Source organism: Streptomyces sp. NPDC028298 (assembly GCF_055565895.1).
In genome coordinates, this window is the sequence record NZ_JBVHTL010000001.1 from 1,407,677 (window position 1) to 1,428,943 (window position 21,267).

At 71.9% G+C, this 21,267-nt stretch carries 12 protein-coding genes and 1 pseudogene; all 13 read right to left on the reverse strand.

Translation table 11 applies throughout. The features are described 5' to 3' along the window. Window positions 1-64: 64 nt before the first annotated feature. Entirely contained in the window at window positions 65-1,339 is a 1,275-nt protein-coding gene (locus ACZ4TO_RS06245; RefSeq protein WP_468023558.1) for an ATP-grasp domain-containing protein, read from the reverse strand. Beyond that, window positions 1,336-2,634, reverse strand: coding sequence for a cysteine synthase (locus tag ACZ4TO_RS06250; RefSeq protein WP_468023795.1), 1,299 nt, complete (start codon window positions 2,632-2,634; stop codon window positions 1,336-1,338). The genes ACZ4TO_RS06245 and ACZ4TO_RS06250 overlap by 4 nt, the downstream gene beginning before the upstream one ends. A gap of 57 nt (window positions 2,635-2,691) precedes the next feature. Continuing rightward, a pseudogene (locus ACZ4TO_RS06255) lies at window positions 2,692-3,576 on the reverse strand (ATP-grasp domain-containing protein); the annotation flags it as partial. Between the two features lie 67 nt (window positions 3,577-3,643). After that, window positions 3,644-4,252: a serine O-acetyltransferase EpsC gene (gene epsC / locus ACZ4TO_RS06260; RefSeq protein WP_382788206.1), complete on the reverse strand. Its 609-nt coding sequence runs from the start codon at window positions 4,250-4,252 to the stop codon at window positions 3,644-3,646. Window positions 4,253-4,311: 59 nt separating this feature from the next. Next, entirely contained in the window at window positions 4,312-8,337 is a 4,026-nt protein-coding gene (locus ACZ4TO_RS06265) for an amino acid adenylation domain-containing protein (RefSeq protein WP_468023559.1), read from the reverse strand. Window positions 8,338-9,300: 963 nt separating this feature from the next. Next, entirely contained in the window at window positions 9,301-10,524 is a 1,224-nt protein-coding gene (locus ACZ4TO_RS06270; RefSeq protein ID WP_382788211.1) for an MFS transporter, read from the reverse strand. A 241-nt stretch (window positions 10,525-10,765) separates the two neighbouring features. Then, window positions 10,766-12,538, reverse strand: a complete 1,773-nt coding sequence (locus ACZ4TO_RS06275; RefSeq protein WP_468023560.1) for an SWIM zinc finger family protein — start codon at window positions 12,536-12,538, stop codon at window positions 10,766-10,768. An 830-nt stretch (window positions 12,539-13,368) separates the two neighbouring features. Then, window positions 13,369-16,353 (reverse strand): DEAD/DEAH box helicase, encoded by a 2,985-nt coding sequence (locus tag ACZ4TO_RS06280; protein WP_468023561.1) that lies wholly within the window; start codon window positions 16,351-16,353, stop codon window positions 13,369-13,371. 140 nt (window positions 16,354-16,493) lie between these two features. Then, window positions 16,494-17,075 (reverse strand): sugar kinase, encoded by a 582-nt coding sequence (locus ACZ4TO_RS06285; protein ID WP_385048572.1) that lies wholly within the window; start codon window positions 17,073-17,075, stop codon window positions 16,494-16,496. Next, on the reverse strand, window positions 17,072-18,259 hold the full coding sequence (locus tag ACZ4TO_RS06290) for an ROK family glucokinase (protein WP_385048574.1): 1,188 nt from the start codon (window positions 18,257-18,259) through the stop codon (window positions 17,072-17,074). Before ACZ4TO_RS06290 ends, ACZ4TO_RS06285 begins: the two co-directional genes overlap by 4 nt. Window positions 18,260-18,388: 129 nt before the next feature. Then, window positions 18,389-19,195, reverse strand: coding sequence for an ATP-binding cassette domain-containing protein (locus ACZ4TO_RS06295; protein WP_382788745.1), 807 nt, complete (start codon window positions 19,193-19,195; stop codon window positions 18,389-18,391). Between the two features lie 11 nt (window positions 19,196-19,206). Beyond that, on the reverse strand, window positions 19,207-20,262 hold the full coding sequence (locus ACZ4TO_RS06300) for an ABC transporter permease (protein ID WP_468023562.1): 1,056 nt from the start codon (window positions 20,260-20,262) through the stop codon (window positions 19,207-19,209). Continuing rightward, window positions 20,259-21,263 (reverse strand): sugar ABC transporter substrate-binding protein, encoded by a 1,005-nt coding sequence (locus ACZ4TO_RS06305; RefSeq protein WP_382788223.1) that lies wholly within the window; start codon window positions 21,261-21,263, stop codon window positions 20,259-20,261. The genes ACZ4TO_RS06300 and ACZ4TO_RS06305 overlap by 4 nt, the downstream gene beginning before the upstream one ends. Window positions 21,264-21,267: the final 4 nt, after the last annotated feature.

Sequence of the window (21,267 nt, forward strand, 5' to 3'; positions counted from 1 at the left end):
TGGGACGGACCACTGCATGGGACTGCCTTTCTTCAGGGGTGGGGGGAGGAACGGCCGATGGCACTCAGGCGGGTGTTTCGAGGACACCGGTCCGGCCGTCGGCCCGCACGGGCGTACCGTCGACGACGATCTCGATCGCGGCGAGCGCGTCCGCGCAGCGTGCCTGTGCCTCCTCGGGTGAGGCTCCGGAGACGAGGACGTGCCCGTGTCTGCTCTTGGAGTCGCGGACCTCCGGCACGTTGTCGCCGGGGCGCAGACGGATGCTCAGCTCGTCGACGTGGTCGAGCCCGCCGACCGTGTCCGGACCGTGGATCTCGTCGACACGGCCGGGCGGGAAGGTGAAGAACCGTACGGCCGCCGCCGCCGTCGCCTTCGGCGGTCGGACGGGGGTGCCCGCCAGGGCGGCGAAGACGGCCTGTTCGACGTCGAGGCCGGTGGCCAGCTCGACGAGTCGCGGGATCCGGTCACCGCCGAGCCGGGCCTGCGACTCGACGATGCGCGGGCCCCGCGGTGTCCAGATCACCTCGGTGTGCGCGGGTCCGAACCGGTATCCGCAGGCCGTGAGGAACTCCTCGGTCAGGTCCTCGACGGCCTGCCGCCGCTCCCGGGGCAGCGGTGCCGGGTGGACGTGCCCCACCTCCACGAACAGCGGCGGTGGACCCAGCAGCTTCTCGGTGATGCCCAGGACGTGGTGGCGGCCGTTCCGGCTGAGCGTCTCCACGCTGTACTCGGGACCGCGCAGGTACTCCTCGACGAGGAACGGGCCGTCGTAGCCGTAGCGGTCGAGGAGTGCCGTCCAGGGCACCTGGTCGGCCGGTTCGCGCCACAGGAAGACACCCCGGCTGCCGGCGAGCGCGGACGGTTTGACCACCGCGGGATAGCCGATCCGCCGGACCGCGTCCGCCACCTCGCGGCGGGTCGGCGCGGCGGCGAAGGCCACCGGGGACAGTCCGCGCGCCGCGAGCAGGTCCCGCATGGCGTGCTTGTCGGCGAGAACGCGGATCGCCGCGGCCGGATTGAGTTCGGCGCGCAGTTCCTCGGCCACCTCGTAGGCGGCCACCATGCTCTCCTCCCGGCCGAGGTGATAGATCAGCGACGCGTGGTGCTCCCGTGCGACCGAGCGGATGGTGCCGCGCAGCGCCTCCTCGTCCCGGAAGTCGGCCGTGACGTACAGGTCCGCCAGTTCGCGTACGTCGTCGAGGTACTCCGGTGACTCCAGGCGCGGGTCCCAGACCGCACCGACCCAGAACCCCGCCGCCTGTGCCTTGCGTACGAACTGGCGGTACGGCATCACCATCAGCAGGCGGGGCCGTTCGCCCGGGGGCCGGCCGCCTGTCATCGGACACCGCCCCCGCCCGCGGCCCCCGCCGCCGCGAGTTCGGCCGTGCTGCCCAGCAGGCTCAGATACCGCTCGCCCGTGTCGGGCAGCAGGGTCACGATGTGTTTGCCCCGGTTCTCGGCACGGGAGGCCACGACCGCGGAGGCGTGGACCACGGCCCCGGCCGAGACGCCGACCATGAGGCCCGCGCGCAGGGCGAGCCGCCGGGTGGTGTCCAGCGCGTCGGAGTCGGAGACGGCGATGACCTCGTCGATGAGTTCCCGTTCCGTGGTCGGCGCCACGAAGCCGCCGTTGAACCCGGGGATGCCGTGGGTGCCGGGCTCCCCACCGGACAGCAGCGGTGAGCCGGCCGGTTCCACCGCCACGATACGGACGGCGGGGTGCCGTTCGCGGAGATAGCGGCCCGCGCCGCTGAGCGTGCCGCCGGTGCCGACCCCGCTGACGAGAACGTCGATCCGTCCCTCGGTGTCGGACCAGATCTCCGGGCCGGTCGACGTGTAGTGGGCCCGGGTGTTGTCCGGGTTGTCGTGCTGGCGGCAGAACCACGACCCGGGGGTGGCCCGGTGGATCTCCTCGGCCTTGTCGACCGCCGCCTGGTAGCCGCCGGTGTGCGGTGTGCGCACCACCTCGGCACCGAGCGCCAGCAGGATGGCCACCCGTTCCTGGGTCGCGTTGTCCGGCAGCACGATGACGCAGCGGTAGCCGCGGGCCGCTGCCAGCGCGGCCAGGGAGATCCCGGTGTTGCCCGAGGTCGCCTCGACCACGGTGCCGTCGCCCGGGGTGAGCTGTCCGCGCTCCTCGGCACCGCGCAGCATCGACAGCGCGGCCCGGTCCTTGCTGCTGGACCACGGATTGAACAGTTCCAGCTTCGCCAGCACGGTGGTGTCGCCGGGCAGACCGTCCAGGATCCGGTCCAGCGGCAGCCGCAACAGGGGTGTACCGCCGATCAGTTCGATGAGCGAGTCCGCGACCGGGCGCCTGGCGACCGGCTCGGTGCGGATGCCGATCTCCTTGGCGGCGGCCTCCGCGGTCCGCGCGGCGAGTTGCGCGGTCTCGGCCACGACCAGCACATGCCCGGCCCGGTCGCCGTTGCGGCGCAGCTCCCGCACCTCGTCGCCCGGCTTCACCTTGAGGACGACCTCCTCCACGCCGGGCAGTGCGGCGGCCCGGTCCTGACCGCCGAGGGACACCACACGGCCGGGCTGGGCCGTCAGATAGCGGATGGCGCTCCCGGCGACCGGCTGTTCCGGTACGACGCGGGCCGGCAGCGGCCGGCCCAGGTACTGCCCCGCCACCAGCTCCAGTGAGCGGATGCCGAGAGCACGGTCGACCAGGTAGGTGATCTTGCCGCCCGCCGGACGCGGGTTGATCTCGATGAGCTTGGGCCCGGAGGGGGTCACCTTGATCTCGACGTGGGCCATGCCCAGGTCGAACCCGACCGCGCGCAGCGCGGCCACGGCCAGGTCCCCGCAGGCGCGTACGACCGGATCGGGCAGGCTGGAGGGGAAACTGTGGCCCAGCTCCACGAAGTAGCCGATACCGCCGACCGACTTGTCGGTCACCCCGAGCACCTCGTACCGGTCCCCCTCGGCCAGTACCTCGACGCTGACTTCGGGGCCGCTCACGTACTCCTCGACCATCAACTCGGGATGGCGGCTCTGGCCCCGGGTGTTCTCCACCCTCGTACGGATCAGCCGGACGTGCTCGGCGGCCTGTCCCGCTCGCTCCACCAGCCGGACGTCGGCGCTGCTGGTCTCGTCGGCCGGCTTCACCACGACGGGCAGGCCGATCTCGGCCGCGGCCGACTCCGCCTCGGCCGGGGTCCGGACCGTCCGGAAGGCCGGCATCGGCACCCCGAGTTCGGCGCAACGCCTGCGCATCAGCGCCTTGTTGCGTGCGGTCGCGACCCCGTCGACGCTGACGGTGGGGAGGCCGAGCAGGACCGCCACCTCTGCGGCCACTACCACGTCGTACTCGGCCAGGGTCAGGAACGCGTCGAAGGGGTGCTCGGCTCCGGCCGCGTGCACGTGCGGCAGGAGTTCGCCGAGGATGTTCGTCTCGCAGTGGACGATGTCGTCGACGTAGTTGTCGAAGTAGGCCGGCCCGCCGGGCACTTCGAGGTAGCGGTCGAGGTCTCGGGTGAAGAAGGTGACACGGCAGTCGAGTTCCTTGATGATCTGCAGGCCCTCGAAGCCGGAGCCGGAGAGGTTGCTCTCCAGAACGCCGACATGAATCACGTATGCCTCCGATGGCGTGCCGACAGACGGTCGGCTGGGATACGACGGACGGGGGACGGGCCGGCGGTCACCAGCACCCGGGGGTGGCGAGGGCGCGCAGCAGCCGGCCGGCGTCCTCGCGGTCCTCCGGGGAGGGCCGGATCACGATCTCGGCCGGGGGAGCCATGACGCGGGCGCCGGCCGGCACGTCGGCCAGCACGAGCGAACCGGCGCCGACCAGCGCGTCGGCGCCGATGGTGACCGGGCCCAGCACGATGGCGTTGGTGCCGAGCACCGCCCGGTCGCCGACGACGGGGTGCCGGCGGGTCCCGGGGTCGCGGCGGCCGTCCCTCCACCAGCCGACCGCGCCGAGCGTGACCTGGTGGTAGAGCGTCACGTCGTCACCGATCTCGGCGGTCTCGCCGACCACCACGGCGGCCCCGTGGTCGATGAACACGCGGCGGCCGATGCGCGCACCCGGATGGATCTCGATGCCGCCGGTCACCGCGCGGGCCACGTAGGCCAGGACGCGCGCGATCTGACGGTGTCCACGGATGTACAGGGCATGCGCCAGCCGGTGGGTCCACAGCGCGGGGAGCGCGGGGTGCAGCAGTGCCTCCGCACGGGTGTGGATCGACGGGTCTCGCGCGACGATCACGGACAGGTCTTCCCTCGCCCTGGCCATCGTCCTACGCATGCGGTCCTCCGAGTGTCATGGCCTGGTTCCCCATGGCCTCTCGATCGTGGCGGCCGGGCTCAGTAGTTCGGGACCTTGATCAGCTTGCCGGTGCCCCCGGTTATCTCCGGGACGTACACCCGCTCGTTCCACGCGTCCTGCGCCACGGGTTCGAGGGCGATCGACACGGCGCCCTCGTCGACCGAGAAAGCGGTCCGGACCGCGCTGGTGATCGCTTCGACGAGGGCCGAGATCTGGTGGTCCTCGAGGTTGTTCGGGAAATGCTTGATGTTGACGTGAGGCACGCCGATGACCTTTCTGGTGAGTCGTGCGGACTGGAGGGCGGTGACGAGTTCGTCGATTCCGCCGGCGCGGAGAAGGCCGTAGTGGTCGGCCTCCAGGCGGTCGATCCTGGGGGGCGTCCGCGTCGGCGGACGGCCGCTTTCGAGGAAGGAGGCCTGGTCGCCCCGGGCGGTGAACACGGTGACCGGCGCCGTGAGGCTGCGCTCGGCGAGCTCGTGCGGCGCGTACTCGAAGGGGAACGTCCGGCGCACCACGTGCACGATCCGACGCACCAACTCCCTTTCCAGGTAGGTGAATCGACCGCAGACGAACTCGACGAAGGACTCCTCGTCCCGCGTCGCGGCCAGACACGCGTCGACGGCGGCCCGTTCGAGGTTTCCGGCGAACACCGAGTAGAGGATCGAGACGAAGGTGGGGTCGGTGAAGTCGGCCGCGGTGTCCGTGGACGCCCCTTCCCGGGCTTCCACCGGCGGCTTCCCCGGCGCGATGAGGATCACCTCCTCGACCTGTTCGCCCGCACGCTCCAGCCGGTGGGCCGCCTCGAACGCGAGCCGGGCGCCGAAGGAATAGCCCCACAGCGTGTACGGACCGGTCGGCTGGACGCGCCGGATGAGTTCGATGTCCCTGACGACGGTCTCGTCGAACGTCGGATACGCGGCCTCACCGGCGTTGACGCCCTGGGCCTGGACACCGAGGAACGGCCTGTCCTGTTCCAGCCTTCCGGCCAGGAGCCGCAGGCTCATCGGGTAGCCGCCGAGTCCGGGCCAGCAGAAGACGGGCCGCGGGCCGTCCCCACCGCCCAGCCGCACCAGTCTCGACAAGGTGGTCGTGGGCTCGCGGTCGACCCGTCGGGCCAGCTCGGCGATCGTCGGGGAGTCGAACAGCACCTGGAGGGGCAGGGAACTGCCCAGCTCCCTGTTGATCCGGCCGACCAGGTTGACCGCTGTCAGCGAATGGCCCCCGGCGGCGAAGAAGTCGTCCCGGATCGAGACTCTCTCCTGCCGCAGCACCGCGCTCCACAGGGCGCCGATCGCCTGCTCGGTGGGGGTGCGGGGCGGGACGACCGGTGCGTCGGTGTCCTCCATGGCCGCCTCGTCCATGGCCCGCAGGGTCTGGTGATCGATCTTCCCGTTGACGGTCAGCGGGAAGGAGTCCAGCACGGTCACCCTGTTGGGCACCATGTAGGGGGGCAGGGAGGCGGCGAGGTTGTCCTTGACGATCTCGGCCGGTCCGCGCGTGTGGACGGAATCCTCTTTCATGTCCTCGGCGATGCGCTGCTCCTCGCTGACCCGGCCGCCGAGGGCGAAGTAGGAGGCCGTGTCCGGGCCCGGGCCCGGGTCCGCGATGGCCGTGATCCGCCGGGCCGAGGGAAGGTCGTTCCCGGTCTCCGAGCTGTAGCCGGACGACATCAGTCCCAGGCCGATGTCGTTCATCTGCAGGCGCTGGAGTTCACGGCCGAGGTCGACGTAGCGCTGCCAGGGTTCGGGCGATCTGCCGATCAGGCTGATCCCGAAACCGGAACGCTCGTAGACCTCCTGGTTGATGGCGATGACGTCCCGCTTGCGCACCAGTTCGTCGGACACCGGCAGCAAGTCGCCGTTCACGTAGCGGTACTGACCGCCTCTCAGCCCCACGACCCTGCCGGGATGAGCCTGCACATAGGTGTCCACCGGCCCCGTGACGGCCGGGGCGGTGGCCGGCTCCACCTCGTACGTGGCCAGGTGGTGGTCCTCGGCCGGGCACCGCAGGACCTCCTTGACCGCCGCTCCTCCCGCGCGGATGCCGATCCGCAGGCCGTACTCGGGTAACACCTGGTCGAACAGGCCGACGACGTGGCCGGCCTCGAACTGCAGGACTTCACGCACGTTGTTGCGGTACACCGGCTCTATCGCCGACCTGCTCCCGATGAGGTGGACCCGCATCCTCGGCTCGCCGACCGGGGCCGGAGCGATCAACGAGAGCCGATGCGTGACGGGGTTGTAGTAGTGGAAGCCCGGTTCGAGACCCGCGACGCCGGAGAGCTCCAGATGGAGCTGGGTGGCGTAGAGGGCGCCGGGCGAGGCGTATCCGTATTTCGGCAGCAGCCGTTCGGCACTGGTGAACCGGCCGAACCAGCGCAGCAGGGTGCCGAGTTCGGTCAGCGTCAGTTCGTCCGGGCGCCGCGGGGCCACCGGCCGCTCGGGGCGCGGGGCGAGCAGGTCCAGGATGTCCCCCCGGGTGACGTCGCCGCCTTCGAAGAACCGATAGGTCTTGCGGGCGAACACCGCTCGCCGCTGCCGGACCGAGGGCTCGCGTCCCGGAAGCTCGACGGTCGGGAGGCCTGAGTCCTGACGGACTCCCAGGCCGGCGAGCTGCGCCCGCAGTTGCAGCTTGCTCCGCTTCGACTGGTGATGCGCTCCGTGGTTGCCCTGGTCCATCAAAGCGGCCTGCTCGGAGTCCAGTTCGATGAACGCGATGAGGTTGGCGCCCAGCCGCGGGTCGTCGCGGACCAGTACGGCGGCACGCCTGACCCACGCGTGCGCCTCGACGGCCACCTTGATCTCGTCCAACTCGACCCGGAAGCCCCGCAGTTTCACCTGGCTGTCGACGCGGCCGAGGAATTGCAGTGTGCCGTCGTCGTTCCATCGCGCCAGGTCCCCGGTGCGGTAGAGGCGGTCGGACCGCGGGTCCGTGGAGAAGGGGTTGGGCAGGAACCGTTCGGCGGTCAGATCGGGGCGGTTCAGGTATCCGCGCGCGAGCTGCCGGCCCGCGATGTGGAGTTCACCGGATTCCCCACGGCCGACAGGCTGCCGGGCGGGGTCGAGGATGTGGAAACTCAGGTCCCGCACCGGACGGCCGATGGAGATGTGGTCCGGCCCCTGCTGCACGGTCGCCCGGTCGACCTTGTGGGCAGACGCGTTGATGGTGCACTCGCTCGGACCGTAGAGGTTGACCAGTTCGCAGTCCGGCAGGGCGTCGAGGAGTTCGACCGCCAGGCTCTTGGTGAGCGCCTCGCCACCGCTGAACACCTGGGTGAGGGAGGTGCACGCGGACAGCCGTCCGGTGTCGACGAGCGCCTGCAGCAGGGTCGGCACCCCCTGGAGGGTCGTCACCTCGTGGGCCACGATCAGGTCGATGAGCCCGCCCGGATCGGCGTACCCGCCCGGTTCGCTCATCACCACACCGCTGCCACACGCCGGCGCGAGAACCTCCCACTGAGCCGCGTCGAAACTGAGGGGCGTCTTCTGCAGTACCTTCCGGCTGCGGTCCAGACCCTGTTCGTCGGCGAGCCAGCGCATCTGGCTGACGATGCTGTGGTGCTCGATGCCGATGCCCTTCGGGTCGCCCGTGCTCCCGGAGGTGTAGATGACATAGGCGAGGTCGTCCGCTCGCGGACGATCGAGCGCGCTCGCCCCGGCGGCCGGCACCCCAGGTCTGGACGCGCCTGAGTTCCGCGCGTCGGCGAGGGTGACGATCCTCGTCCTCGGTGGCGCCATCGCCGCCAGCCGGGACACCAGTGACGCGTCGGCCAGGATGACGCCGGCTGCCGAGTTCTCGATCATGTAGCGCACGCGCTCGTCCGGGTACTCCGGCGACAGCGGCAGGTAGGCGGCGCCCGCGTGCAGGACCCCCCAGACACTCACCATGAGGCCGACGGACGGCTCCATGAAGACGCCGACCTGGTCGTCCCTCGTCACGCCGAGGTTCCGCAGATGCCCGGCCAATTCCTCACTTCGGTCGGTGAGCTGCTGAAACGTCAGCCGCTCCGAGCCGCAGGAGACGGCGGTCCGGTCGGGCTGGAGACGTGTGGACGCGCGTAGCATGTCCGACAAAGACAATTCCTGAGGACGCGTTTTTTTCGCCATCATCCTTCGAACCTAGAATTCGTCAATTCGAGCGCGTAGCCCCTGGACTTCGTGCCGACGTGGCCCAATTACGGGGGCCACCGACACGACCGCCTCCTGTCGCCGCGTCACCCTGGAAAGTGCGGACAGGGCTGAGCGCGATCCGTGGCGGAATTCACTGAAGGTGTGCGTGGCCGGATTCGCGTGACATCCACGTGAACGGCCGCTGTCCAGCAGCCCCGCTCACGGATTTCTCGCGACTGTACGGTCTTCCGCCGGCGCTCAGGCCGTCCCGGTACATCGGCGGCACGCATTCCGAGCTCGCGCGGAGAGTCGCGCGTCCATGCCTTTCACGCCTCCCCCTTCCCCGTGGGTGTTCCGTCCTCGAGCGGCCACGCCGTTCCGCACGGCCTTCGGGCCGAGGCGGCGAACTGGCCGGTCCGGCCCCCTCTCGAGGGCGCTGCGCCGACCAGAACCGGTCAGTCCGTCTCGGCGAGCAGTCGGAACGTACACGATGGACATGGCCGAGGCGAAGCATCGAAAACCGACCCCGTCACCCCTTTTGGCCCGCTTGCATCCCTCCGTCTCCAGCCAGACCTGAACACCCTGAGAGTTGCTGGATGCAAAGCGAAGGACGCGGTTTCGGATAATCGCCGGGGCGACGCGTACAAGGGGCATCCTTCGGCCGAAAAATGGCTGGAGTGATTCCGTTTCGCCTCTCTGCACAGAGAACCGACACCGGAACACATCGCTACGCCCGGCTCACCGCGGGCGACCACGAGCCGGGAAGCCGCGCACCTCCCTGCGACACGAACACGCACACGCGTCTGCTGTCGTGAACGCCGGGCCGCGCCGACCGCGCGGCGGCGGCCGGCCGGTGAATCCGGGGACATCCGGAGGAGTTCATGGAGCTGCAATAGACAACGCCGGGAAACAGCTCGTTCATGTCTCCGCGGAATCGTGCCGGGGCGGGCGCGCTCTCCACCGCTCCACGAGAAGACACGCGCCCAGGACGGCCGCCGTCACCGGGAAGAGGGCGGACGGCCCGCCGAGGGAGAGCAGCGGCCCGCCCACGAGCGAGCCTGCGCCCGTGCCCGCGTCGAAGGCGATGTTCCAGGCGACACCCGCCAGCCCCAGACCGGCGGGTGTGTCGCCGGCCGTCTGCATGATCAGCACCAGGGTGGCGCTCTGGGTGGCGCCGAAGCCCGCTCCGAACAGGACGGCGCCGGCCAGCAGCAGAGCCTCCTGATGGGAGGCCGCGCCCACGGCCGTGCCGAGCACGGTGGTGAGAACCGCGGGTGCCAGTACCCGCCGGCCGCCGTGCCGGTCGATGAACCGCCCGGCGACGAGCCGGAAGAGCACGGTGGACACCTGCGCGGCGAACAACGCCTCCGGCGCGGCCGGGGCGGTCAGTGGCAGGAAGGTGAAGACGACGCCGTAAGCCGTGGTGGAGGCGATCTCCACCACCAGGAGCCCGGCCATGGGGCGCAGCGACAGCGCTGTCTCGCGCAGGGTCCGTGCCCGGCCGGCCCGGGGTCCGGCCGGGCGGTCGGGTGCCGGGCTCCGCGCGAAGCCGAAGGAGCCGACCACGACCAGCGCGGCGGCGCCCGCCGCGAGCGCGAAGGTGAGCGTGTACGCGTCCTGCCGGGCCAGAGCGATGCCCGCGGGCGCTCCCAGGACACCGGCGACCCCGACGACCGCGCCGTACCAGCCGATCGCCCGCCCCCGTTCCTCGGGCGGGAACAGCTCCGCGGTGAAGGTGACGCCGGCCACGACGAAGATGCCGAAGCCCAGCCCTCGTACAGCCGCGAGGCCGGTCAAAGCGGTGAGTGTCGAGGCGGCCGGCAGAGCCAGGCAGGGCAGCGCGAGCAGCGCGCCGCTCAATGCCAGGGCGAGCCGTCGTCCGAGCCGGGCGAAGAGCGCCGGGGTGAAGGGCTGGACGCCCAGCGTGGCCGTCATCAGGACCGCGGTCAGCGAACCGGCGCCCGAGGGTCCCGCACCCGACCGCACCGCGTACGCCGGCATGGCCGAGAGCAGCACGTTGAAACTCGCGAACCCGCCGAACGCGGCGATCAGGGTGCCACCGACCGCTGCCCGTCGCCGCCAGGGGGACAGGGGTGGACGGCGGTCCGTCGACGCGGCCGACGCGTCAGCGGGGGCGGTCATCGTGGCCGTGCGGTGCCCGTGACCCGGCTGGGGTTCAGCGGCGACACCGGTCCTCGGGCCGGTCCGTGACCGATTGTCGGCTCGTCCTGTCCAGCGCGGGACACGCTGCGCCGGTACGGATCTCGGAAGCCGTTCGACATCTCCTCGGACACGTGCAGAAGGTACCCCGCTCGGCGCGCGGGCCGTGGCCGTTCGGACTTCGCCGCCGAAAGCCGGGCACCGTACATCGCACCGGTCCGTGTCAGAGCTCTTCCGGCGCGCCCAAACCCGTCAGGGCGCCGACCGGGTCGAGGTCCGGGGTGCCGCGGGGCCACCAGTCGTCACGGCCCGGCTCGGACTCGTACGCGTACCACAGGCCGTCGCGGCCGAGGCGGAGCTGGGCGTGGCCCTGCGGGTGCGTGAGGTGGTTGCGCCAGGGGCGGAAGGCCGGGAAGTCGGCGGCCATGAGCAGCGGCCGGGCCCGGTCGAACCGGCCCGCCGGGGGGTCCCAGGGTTCCTCGAGCACGGCGAGCGCCTCGAACCCGCCCTGCCGCCAGGCGGCCACCGCCCGAGCCAACTCGATCGGGGTGCGGCCGGTCGCGGACGCGAGCGAGGAGTAGAGGGCGCGGGTGGCGGCCGTGAGCCCCGATCCGGGGCGGGCCGCGGCGAGGCGCACCGCGTCCTGCCAGAGCGTCAGGTCCGCGACCGGATCGCGGCCCGAGGTGAGCAGGGCGTGCGCGCGGGCGGCCGCGTCCGTGGCCAACTGGTCCAGCGCGAAGGCGTCCGGGCCGCCCGGTGCTCCCGGGTAGGCCGGCGGCTGCCCGGGATGCGCGGGCGGCGGCAGCGGAGCGGGAAGGGGCGGCAGCACACGCCGGGCGAGGACGTCACGGGCGCGTACGCCGGCCGGCTGTTCCGGTTCCCGTTCCTGGGCGGCACGGGCCGCGCGCGTGGCGTTGCGGCGGGACAGCGCGTCCAGCAGCTCGCGCTCACCGCGGCCGCGCAGCAGGAACAGGACGAACGGGTCCTGGTCCAGCAGCCGTGCCGTCTGATAGCAGAGTGCGGCCGCGTGCTTGCAGGGGTGTCCGAAGTCGGGGCAACTGCAGTGCGGTTCGAGTTCGCCGGGGCCCGGAAGCAGCTCGACGCCGCAGTCCGCGAGCGACCTGGGCATCTCCTTGTCGAGCAGCGCCGCGATGTGTCCGGGACGTTCGGCCGCGGCATCGAGAAAGCGGTCCCAGTCGTCGTCGGTGAGCGTCCGCACCCTGACCTGGACGCGGTACGGACGCGGCCGGCTGCCGTGCACATAGGCGAGCACCAGACCTGGTGTGACCGTGACGGCGTCGACATGGCCTTGTCCCGCGTACGTCCGCCCGCGGGCCAGCCGTGCCGCGTCCAGGGCTCCTTCCTCCAGTGCCGCGACCCAGGCGTTGCCCCACCAGGTCTCGGCGAAGCCGCCCTCCTCCGGGACCCGCGCGGGGAAGGCGGGGAAGGTCCGGCGCAGCTCGCCGTCACGGCCCGGGGACGCCATGGAGCGGGGATGCCGACCGGCGGGGCCGGGGGCCGGGGTGACCCGCTCGCCGCCGATGGACCGATCGGTCTCCTCGGCCTCCGGGGACCCGGCGCCCGCCCCAGGGGTGAAGAGCTCCGGGACGAGGGAACCGAGCTTGAAGGGCTCTGAGGCCTCGGAAGCCTCGTGGATCTCGGAGGCCTCGGAAGCCGATGGCTGCCACCGGGGCGCCAAGTCTCCCGATTCCTCCGGGGGTTGGGGGTGTTCGCGGTGAACGGGGTGATCTGGGTGTGCGTCGGCCTCGGGGTGATCGGGGTGCGCGGAGTGCTCCGGGTGGGCGGAGTGCTCGGGGTGTTCGTCGTGCTCGGTGTACGGGGCGCGGGCGAGTCGGCCGGGGCCTGGGTCCCGGGGCGGCTCAGCGGCGTCGGTGTCCGCGTCGGGGCCCGACGGCAGGCCCGTCTCGGCGGCCACGTCGGGGGGCAGCCGGAAGGCGTCCGCGAGCAGACCCCGAAGCCGACGCTGCTGGGACACCCGGTCCATGTTCACGGGGTGCGCGGGACTCCGCCTGCCACCGGCTCCGGCCGGAGACGTCCTGTCGGTCCGGCGCCTCGATCCGCCGCCGTCGCTCCCGCCGTCCGGAGCCTCGGACCGAAGCCGCCGCGCCTCGTCCCGGGCGGCGCGCAACGCCTCACGGGCGATGTCACCGGGGCGTGCGCCTCCGCCGGCCTCCGCAGAGGCATGGTCCGTCGCGGCCGGCTCCGTCGCCGTCGCCCGTCGCAGTGCCTCGCGGGCCGCGTCACTCGGCCTCGCAACCGGGGCGGACGCACTCGTCTGCGACTCGGGCGCACCAGACCCGGTGGACGCACCGGAGGCGGCCGGCTCGTCGGGCGCGGCGGGCTCGTCGGGCTCATCGGGCGCGGCGCGCTCGTCGGAAGGGGCCGGCGCGTGGGAAGGGGCCGACTCATCGGAAAGGGACGCGGACAGGGACGACCGGCCCGGCGCCCCCTCCCGCTCGGCGCTCCGGCCCGCACTGCCACGGGCGCCCACACCCACGCCGGCACCAGCACCAGCACCAGCACCAGCACCAGCACCCGAGCCTGGGCCCAAGCCCGCCTGATCATCGGCCGCCGCGGCCTTCCGGGCCGCGCGCAGGGCACGGCGGGCCGCGTCGGCGGGGCGTTCACCGGTGACAGCGCCTTCGCCGGTCACGGGGCGTTCCTCGGTGACAGGGGCTTCTTCGGTGACGGAGTCCTCCCCAGTGACGGGGCCCTCCTCGGTCACGGGGCCTCGGGGCTCGGTGCCGTCGGCCGGTTCGCCGGACTCGGTCTCGGGCACGCGGGGTTCCTCTCCCCCGGTCCCGGTCATGACGGCCTCCGGAGCGAGACGAGGTCGGACAGTTCGCGGTCGGTGAGTTCCGTCAGGGACGCCTCGCCCGAGCCGAGGATCGCGTCGGCGAGGGCCCTCTTCGCTTCGAGCATCTCGGCGATGCGGTCCTCCACCGTGCCCTCGGTGATGAGGCGGTGCACCTGGACGGGCTGGGTCTGGCCGATGCGGTAGGCGCGGTCGGTGGCCTGCTCCTCGACGGCCGGGTTCCACCAGCGGTCGAAGTGGACGACATGGCCCGCGCGGGTGAGGTTCAGACCGGTGCCGGCCGCCTTGAGCGACAGCACCAGGACCGGGGTCTCCCCGCTCTGGAAGCGGTCCACCATGTGTTCGCGGTCCGCGACCGGCGTACCGCCGTACAGGAGCTCGACCGGGACGGCGCGGGCGGTCAGGTGTTCCGTGATGAGGCGGGCCATGCCGACGTACTGCGTGAACACGAGGGCCGAGCCGTCCTCGGCGAGCAGGGTGTCCAACAGCTCGTCGAGCAGGGCCAGTTTGCCGGAGCGTGGGGAGGTCCCCCGCGCGGCTTCGCGTACGTCCTCCTTGAGGAACAGGGCCGGGTGATTGCAGATCTGCTTGAGGGACGTCAGCAGTTTGAGGACGAGTCCCCGGCGGGCGATGCCGTCGGTGGTCTCGATCGTCAGCATGGACTCGCGGACCACCGCCTCGTACAGAGAAGCCTGTTCGCGGGTGAGCGGGACGGGGTGGTCCGTCTCCGTCTTCGGCGGGAGTTCGGGGACGATGCCGGGGTCGGACTTCTTGCGGCGGAGCAGGAACGGGCGGATCAGCCGGGCGAGCCGGGCCACGGCCTCCTCGTCCTCGCCGTTCTCCACGGCGCGGGCGTGCCGGGCGCGGAAGGACTTGAGGGGGCCGAGCAGTCCCGGGGTCGTCCAGTCCAGAAGGGCCCACAGTTCGGAGAGGTTGTTCTCCACGGGCGTGCCGGTGAGCGCGACGCGCGCGGGGGCCGGGATCGTGCGCAGGGCCTTCGCCGTCGCCGAGTAGGGGTTCTTGACGTGCTGCGCCTCGTCCGCGACGACCATGCCCCAGCGCTGGTCGGCGAGGTGGGCGGCGGCCGAGCGCATCGTGCCGTACGTGGTGAGCACGAAGCCGCCGTCGAGGCCGTCGAGGGTGCGGTCGGGGCCGTGGAAGCGGCGCACCGGGACGCCGGGCGCGAAGCGGGTGATCTCCCGCTGCCAGTTGCCGAGGAGCGAGGCGGGGCAGACCACCAGCGTCGGTTCGCTGCGGGCCCGCTTCAGGTGGAGCGCGATGAGCGTGACGGTCTTGCCGAGGCCCATGTCGTCGGCGAGGCAGCCGCCGAGCCCGAGGGAGGTCATGAGGTCGAGCCAGGCGAGGCCGCGGAGTTGGTAGTCCCGCAGGCGGGCGTCCAGGCCGGGTGGGGGTTCGACGGAGGTCACGCCCGCGGTGAGGCGGTCGCGCAGGGTGGCGAGGGCGCCGACGGGCACCGCCTCGACCGTCTCGCCGTCGACCTCGGCGGTTCCGGTGAGCGCGGCGGACAGGGCGTCCACCGGGTCGAGCAGGCCCAGTTCGCGTTTGCGTGCCTTGCGGACGAGGGCGGGGTCGACCAGGACCCACTGGTCGCGCAGCCGGACGACGGGCCGGTGGGCCTCGGCCAGCGCGTCCATCTCGGCCTCGCTGAGGGGATCTCCGCCGAGGGCCAACTGCCAGCGGAACTGGAGCAGTTCCTCGCTCTCGAAGAATCCCGTCCCGTCGGTCGCCGAGCCGGGCGCGGGGCGCACGATCGCGGCGGCGCTCAGGTCGTGCGCCAGGTCCCGGGGCCAGTGCACGGCGACACCGGCGGCGCCGAGCCGGGTCGCGACGACTCCGAGCAGATCCGACAGCTCTTCCTCGGAGAGCGCGAGCACGTCCGGGACGTCCTGCTCGGACAGCCGGTCGAGGGGTGGCCAGACCCGGGCCGCGCGCCGGACGGCGAGGGCGGCGTCGACGCGGGCGCGGGGCCCGAACACCGTGTCGGCGTCCCCCGCCCACAGGGCGGCCGCGTCCACGACGAGCGTGGGGTCGGCGAGGCTGTGTACCTGGACGACGGCGGCGCCCACGCGCCGCGCTCCCTCCCCGTCGTCGAAGAGCTGGTGGGCGGACAGGTCAAGACGCAGCGAGATCCGTACCCCCGCGTCCATGCCGGCGGCGACCTCGGCGGCCCAGTCGTGTGCGCCGGTCAGTCGCTGCGGCGCGCGGGCCGCGAAGGGTCCGCCGGAGGTGTGGGGCGCGGCGGGGGTGCGGGGCAGGGTGTCGGCGACGGCGTCCAGGAACGACCGCACCAGGGCTTCCGGCTCGGGCAGCCGCACCGGTCCCCTGCCGGGCAGGGGGACGGCGTGTCCCTCGTACGGGAGGGCCTCGGCGACCGACCTCAGGTGGGCGATGTCCTCCGGGTCCAGGGGGCCCGCGCGCCAGGCGTCGAAGCCGCCGGGGGTGAGTCCCGGCAGCAGGCGTCCGCGGGCGACCAGGCGCAGCGCGTGGAGCGCGGCGGCGCCCCAGCAGACGGTGGCGGGGTGGGCCGCCGGGTCGCGCCGGGCCCCGGCCAGCAGCGGGAGTGCCTCGGCGACCGAGAGGGTCACCGCGGGGACGGTGCTCCTGCGGACGCCCGAGCCGTGCGGTCGTACGACTGTCAGTTCGGTGTGCTCGGGCCCGGACGCTCGCGTGCCGGGTGCGGTGGCCCCTTCGGAGTGGTCCGCGGGCCGCGGGCCGTCCCCGTCGTCCTCGGCGGGCGGGGGCTCCCCGTGCGGGTCCCAGAACGCGACGCGTCCCTCGCGGGGCAGCGGCGCGGGCAGGAAGACGGCGGCGAGCCGGGTGGAGGGCGGCAGCTCGGCGGACTGCCGGGCGAGCTCGCGCGGCCGGGCGTCCGCGGTGGAGGCGGAGGGTGCCCAGGCCGAGGGCACGCCCGCGGAAGGCGTCCGCGCGGTCATCGCTTCCACCCCGTCGCGCATACGCCCGGTCACCTCCCGCCCTTCGGTCGAATCAGTTGTCTTCGACTCTACGGGCGGGGTCTGACAATCGGCTCCCGCCTCCGCGGCGGGCTGTGACGGGCCTCGTCACCGGGCCCGGCCCGGTGTGGCGGGGCCGCGCGCTACGGGATCGTGCGCGAGACGATGTAGACCATGGGGTGGCCCGTCTCGGAGCCGTTCACGACGATGTCCTGGGTGGGCGCGGGGTCCTTCTGCTTGTGGACGAGTCCCCACCAGGGGCCGGGGCCGGTGAACTCCCATCCGACGACCTTCTGGTTGCGGTCGCTGATGGTGATGTGGTCCTTCTTCAGGGCGGCACGGCTGGTGCCGACGCCCTTGAGGAACGTGTCGAGCCCCGTCTGGGTGGTGCCGAACTGGACGTACAGCCGGCTGGTCTTCCAGTTGTTCGTCTCGTAGTACGCGACGTCGGTGGACTTGCCGGGGATGGGCACCTGGTAGAGGCGGCGCTGGACGCGCGAGGGCCAGCCCGAGGTGAGGCCGGTCGCCGAGTACTTCTCCTCCTTGTCCTTGCCGCTGTTGCGGCTCTGGTCGGCGGAGATCACCAGGTAGCCGGCGGGTACGCCGATGAGCAGCACGATGATCAGCAGGGTCAGCGCGCGGCGGCGGAACTTGTGGCGCGGGTCCTCGGGCGGCCGCTGGGGCTCGTCCGGGGAGGTCGCCTGGCGGGGGAGCGAGGCGGTCACTGCGACTCCTGCTGCGTCGTGCGGCGGGTCTCGGCGTAGCGCTCGTACCGCTCGTAGCGCTCCACGCGGCGTCGCTTGGCGCGCCGGAAACGGCGGGCGACCAGCCGTGCGAGGTCGGCGGCGCCGACCATGCCGGCCTCGGGGCCGAGCTGGGCGCGCGCGATCCGTGCCTCGGGGCGGTAGCCGCGGCCCGTGAGGTGCCGGCGGAAGGCGTCGCGGGCGGGACCGATCAGCAGGTCGTCGGCCGCGCTCACCCCGCCGCCGATGACGAAGCAGGACGGGTCGAGGGCGGCGGCCAGGTTGGCGATGCCGACCCCGAGCCACTGCCCGATGTCCTGGAGGAGTTCGACGCACATGGCGTCGCCCTCGCGGGCCAGCTCGGTGATCATCGGGCCGGTGATGTCGCCGATGTTGCCCTTGACGTGCTCGATGATCCCGAACGCCACCGGGGAGTCGGCCGCGGCGAGCTCGCGGGCCTCGCGCACGAGCGCGTTGCCGGAGCTGTACTGCTCCCAGCAGCCGCGGTTGCCGCACGGGCAGCGATGGCCGCCGGGCACGACCTGCATGTGGCCGAACTCTCCGGCGACCCCGAACTTTCCGCGTTTGACCTGGCCGTCCTCGAGGATCGCGCCCCCGATGCCGGTGCCCAGGGTGATCATGACGAGGTGGTCCTCGCCGCGTCCGGCGCCGAACCGCCACTCGGCCCAGGCGGCGGCGTTGGCGTCGTTGTCGACCAGGACGGGCACCGCGAGCCGGCCCGCGAGGCGGTCGCGCAGCGGCTCGTTGCGCCAGGACAGGTGCGGGGCGAACAGGATGCGGTTGCGTTCGGCGTCGACCCAGCCGGCCGCGCCGATGCCGACGGCGTGCACGTCGTGCCGGTCGGAGAGGTCCAGCACCAGTTCGACGATGGTGTCCTCGACGACCTTGGGGCTCTTGGACTTGTCCGGCGTCTCGGCGCGGACCTTCTCCAGGATGTTGCCGTCGGCGTCCACCACGCCCGCCATCACCTTCGTGCCGCCGATGTCGATGCCGACGGTGGGGACGCGGGGTGCCGTCAGATGGGAACGGCGCTCGCGTGTGCCCACGGTCCGCAGGACGGTGGCGCGCGCGGAGCCGATGGGGGTGCTCCCCGCGCGAGCGGAGCCGAGAGCTCGGGGCAGCGCGAGGTCGCGGTAGGTGCTCATCGCGCCGATTCTGCCTTACGCCGCACCGGGGCCGCACCGTGGAAGCGCGGTGACACAGGTGACCTGTGGGCCGTCTGTGGCCCGGTCCGCCCGGTCCGCGGGGCCGTCCGGGTCATGGCCCCGCGGCCCTCACAGGGCACGGTTCTCCAGCTCGTGCCGCAGGTCGTCCAGCTCGCTTCCGCCCGCCATCTGGCGCGTCAGCTCGTCCAGCGTGATCCCGTCCCGGGTGTAGCTGCCCGACATCGTGCCGCGCTTCAGCAGGACGAAACGATCACCCACGAGATAGGCGTGATGCGGATTGTGGGTGATGAACACAACACCCAGTCCGGCGTCCCGTGCGGCGGCCACATATTTGAGCACCACACCGGACTGCTTCACGCCGAGGGCGGCCGTGGGCTCGTCGAGGACGAGGACCTTGGCGCCGAAATGGACGGCGCGCGCGATCGCCACGCACTGGCGCTCGCCTCCGGAGAGGGTGCCGATCGGCTGGTCGACGTCGCGCAGGTCGATGCCCATGCGCAGGAGTTCCGCGTGGGTCGTGCGCCGCATGTGGTCGACGTCGAGGTGCTTGAACGGGCCGAAGCCCTTCCGGGGCTCGGACCCCAGGAAGAAGTTCCGCCAGACCGGCATCAGCGGGACGACGGCGAGGTCCTGGTAGACGGTGGCGATGCCGCGGTCCAGGGCCTCGCGCGGGGAGGCCAGCCGGGTCTCCTCGCCCTCGACGCGCAGGGTGCCGCCGTCGTGCCGGTGGCGACCCGCGATGATCTTGATGAGGGTGGACTTGCCCGCGCCGTTGTCGCCGAGCACACAGGTGATCTCGCCCGCGTGGACCTCGAGGGAGACCCCTTCGAGGGCGCGGATGTTGCCGTAGTACTTGCTGACGTCGTCGAGCTCGACGAGCGCCGGGCGCCGCGCGGCGGCGGATTCCTCGGTCATCTTCTCCGTCGTCACTTCGTGGCCTCCGCGCGCTTGCGGACCCAGTGGTTGAGCAGGGTCGCGAGGAGCAGCATCACGCCCAGGAAGAACTTGAACCAGTCGGGGTTCCACTCGGCGAAGACGATGCCCTTGCTGACCATGCCGAAGATCAGCGCGCCCACGGCCGCGCCGATCGCGGAGCCGTAGCCGCCGGTGATCAGGCAGCCGCCGATGACGGCCGCGATGATGTAGATCAGCTCGTTGCCGACGCCCTCGCCGGACTGCACGACGTCGAACGAGAACAGCAGATGCTGTCCCGAGATCCAGGCGCCGAAGGCGACGCCCATGTAGAGGCCGATCTTGGTCTTGTCGACCGGGACGCCGACCGCGCGGGCCGCCTCCTCGCCGCCGCCGACGGCGTAGATCCAGTTGCCGACGCGGGTGCGCAGCAGGATCCAGGTGGCCACGGCGACCAGGACCAGCCACCACAGGATGGTGATCTTGAAGTCGACGCCGCCGACGGTGATCGTCGAGGCGAAGACGTCCTTGGCGGAGGAGAAGCCCTCCATGTCGGAGATCGACTTGGTGGAGACCGTGCCGCTGATCAGCTTGGTGAAGCCGAGGTTCATGCCGGTCAGCATCAGGAAGGTGCCGAGCGTGATGATGAAGCTGGGCGGGTCGGTGCGGGTCAGCATGACGCCGTTGAAGACGCCGATCGCGAGGGTGGCGAGGAGCGAGACGAACACACCGACCCAGACGTTCGCCGTCATCTGGTAGCTGAACATCGACGAGATCAGCGCGGAGCTGGTCACCATGACGCCCGCGGAGAGATCGAACTCGCCGCCGATCATCAGCAGCGCGACCGGGACGGCCATGATGCCGATGGTCGACGCCGCATACAGGACCGTGCTGAGGCTCGAGGCGCGTACGAAACTGTCCGCGAACAGCGCGAAGAACACGAACACCGCGAGCGCGCCGACCACCGAGCCGAGCTCGGGGCGGCTCAGCAGTTTGCGCCAGGCAGAGGTCTTCAGGAGGCGTTCGTCGGTCCGGGGGCCGGGCGCCGGCGCGGGTGCCGTGGCGGTCATCGGGTCCCCCGATCCGCGTAGCGCTCCAGCTCGGAGGCCTGGTCCTTGGTGATGATCTGCGGTCCGGTCAGGACGGGCTTGCCGCCGCCGAGGACGTCCGCGTTGTACTTGTACAGCCAGAGCAGGTCCACGGCCTCGTACCCCTGGAGCCAGGGCTGCTGGTCGACGGCGAAGCCGAGGGTGCCGTTCTTCAGCTCGGCGGCGACCTTCGCGTTCAGGTCGAAGGTGTCGATCTCGGCCTTGCTGCCCGCGTCGTTCCTGGCCTTGACGGCGGTGTCCGCGAAGGGGGCGCCGAGCGTGACGACCGAGTCGATCGACTTGTCGGCCTGGAGCTTGGCGCCGATCGAGGACTGGACGTCGGGCATGTTGGTGCCGGTGACGTAGAGGTTCTCGACGGTCCCGTCGAAGGTCTTCTTGATGCCCGCGCAGCGCTGCTCGTGGCCGACGTTGCCCTGTTCGTGCAGGACGCACAGGGCCTTCTCGCGGCCCCGCTTGTTCAGTTCCTCGCCGACGGCCTCTCCGGCGATCGTCTCGTCCTGGCCGATGTGGGTGAGCGCGCCGAAGGCCTTCGACTCCTCGGAGCCGGAGTTCACCGTGATCACCGGGATGCCCGCCTTGCGGGCCCGGGCGACGGCGGCCTTCATGGCGTCGGGCTTGGCCAGCGTGACGATGATGCCGTCGACCTTCTTGTCCACGGCGGCGTCCACGAGCTGCGCCTGCTGCTGGGCCTCGTCGTCGTGCGAGTACAGGAAGTTGATGTTGTCCTTGACGGCGGCCTGCTTGGCGCCGTTCTGGACGATGTCCCAGAAGGTGTCGCCGTCGCCCGAGTGGGTGATCATCGCGAAGGTCCACCGGGGCGTGTTCACCGCGGCCCTGCCCTGGGCCGCGGCCGCCTTGCGGGCATCCTCGGCTCGTTTGCCCCCGGTGCTGCTGCATCCCGCGAGGGAGACCGTCAGCGCCCCCGCCAGCGCGATGCCCACCCAGGTCCGTGTCCGTGCCACGAGG

Excerpts from the sequence above, each read along its gene's own strand:
- ACZ4TO_RS06270 (WP_382788211.1), bottom strand. The coding sequence starts at position 10,524 with ATGACCGCCCCCGCTGACGCGTCGGCCGCGTCGACGGACCGCCGTCCA.
- ACZ4TO_RS06300 (WP_468023562.1), bottom strand. The coding sequence starts at position 20,262 with ATGACCGCCACGGCACCCGCGCCGGCGCCCGGCCCCCGGACCGACGAA.
- ACZ4TO_RS06295 (WP_382788745.1), bottom strand. The coding sequence starts at position 19,195 with ATGACCGAGGAATCCGCCGCCGCGCGGCGCCCGGCGCTCGTCGAGCTC.
- epsC (WP_382788206.1), bottom strand. The coding sequence starts at position 4,252 with ATGCGTAGGACGATGGCCAGGGCGAGGGAAGACCTGTCCGTGATCGTC.
- ACZ4TO_RS06245 (WP_468023558.1), bottom strand. The coding sequence starts at position 1,339 with ATGACAGGCGGCCGGCCCCCGGGCGAACGGCCCCGCCTGCTGATGGTG.
- ACZ4TO_RS06280 (WP_468023561.1), bottom strand. The coding sequence starts at position 16,353 with ATGCGCGACGGGGTGGAAGCGATGACCGCGCGGACGCCTTCCGCGGGC.
- ACZ4TO_RS06265 (WP_468023559.1), bottom strand. The coding sequence starts at position 8,337 with ATGCTACGCGCGTCCACACGTCTCCAGCCCGACCGGACCGCCGTCTCC.
- ACZ4TO_RS06290 (WP_385048574.1), bottom strand. The coding sequence starts at position 18,259 with ATGAGCACCTACCGCGACCTCGCGCTGCCCCGAGCTCTCGGCTCCGCT.